This is a genomic window from Robinsoniella sp. (assembly GCF_034124845.1).
Genome location: NZ_JAWYAJ010000143.1, coordinates 1 through 972 on the forward strand (window position 1 = coordinate 1; position 972 = coordinate 972).

Here is a 972-nt window from a genome sequence, read left to right on the forward strand (position 1 = left end):
AGAGGAACGTGAAATTGCATGGCGGGTGGATGCTTCTGAGAATACATACATGGGCAGTCCTTCATACTCTGCTCCATGTTCATATACGACCCGCTGTGCTACTCCCACCATCTGCAATTCGGTCATACCGGGCTTAATTTCCTTAATTACCTGCTGCGTTGCCAGTTCTGCGATCCGATAACCTTCCCGCAGGCAGTTTATCTCATATATGGACTTGATCGAACGCAGTTCCACCATGATATGATCTGCCCGCACAATCTCCGCCTCGGGAAATGCTGATTTAATTCCTTCCATTATAATAACGGAAGTGTCCAGATAGCTTGCCACACCGATACGCAGTTTCTTTCCGGTAATCTTAAGAGCCTCAAATACATCCTGGTAAGTATCCGCCTGCAGTTCCGGATATGCCGGGTCTGCACCTTCCCGGTATTCTTTTAATACAAAAATCTTATCGATTCTGGAACGGTCTGCGGCAAAATGACGGCTCTCCGGTCCTACCATCAGTGCGGCATCCCCGTCCGGGGTAATCGCTACGCCGCAGCGCTCAAACAGCGGCCAGAAGCCTGAAAAATATCTTCCGTTAGCATAGTCCGCCTCATTGGAATTCACAATCAGTATATCCAGTCCCTCTCTGCTGATAATCTTTCCTGCTTTTAGTGCTCTTTCTTTGTATTCCTGATCGGGAATACAGATTGCTCCATGTCTGTTCATTTTTATATCCTCCATTTTCTGTATTATATTTATTTCTTTCTTATCTTTTATGTATCTATATAGTTTCTGAATCATCATAGTTTCTGAATAGTGTATGAATCATTATAGTTTATAAATCATCATAGTTTATGAATCAATATATTTTATTTATACTTCTATATGTTTTGTTTCATTTCCTATAATATTTTTTAATCACAGCAATATCCCGGTGTGGTATAAAAACTCACCTGCCGCGGTTCAGCCCTGCCGTACTGCGCCACT

Annotated in this window: 1 protein-coding gene; it reads right to left on the reverse strand. The window is 42.8% G+C overall.

Annotated elements, in window-relative coordinates; all coding sequences use genetic code 11:
* A partial coding sequence (locus tag ACH2DQ_RS06775; RefSeq protein WP_395026079.1) for an aminopeptidase P family N-terminal domain-containing protein occupies positions 1 to 711 on the reverse strand: 711 nt, incomplete at its 3' end.
* Between the last annotated feature and the right edge of the window lie 261 nt (positions 712 to 972).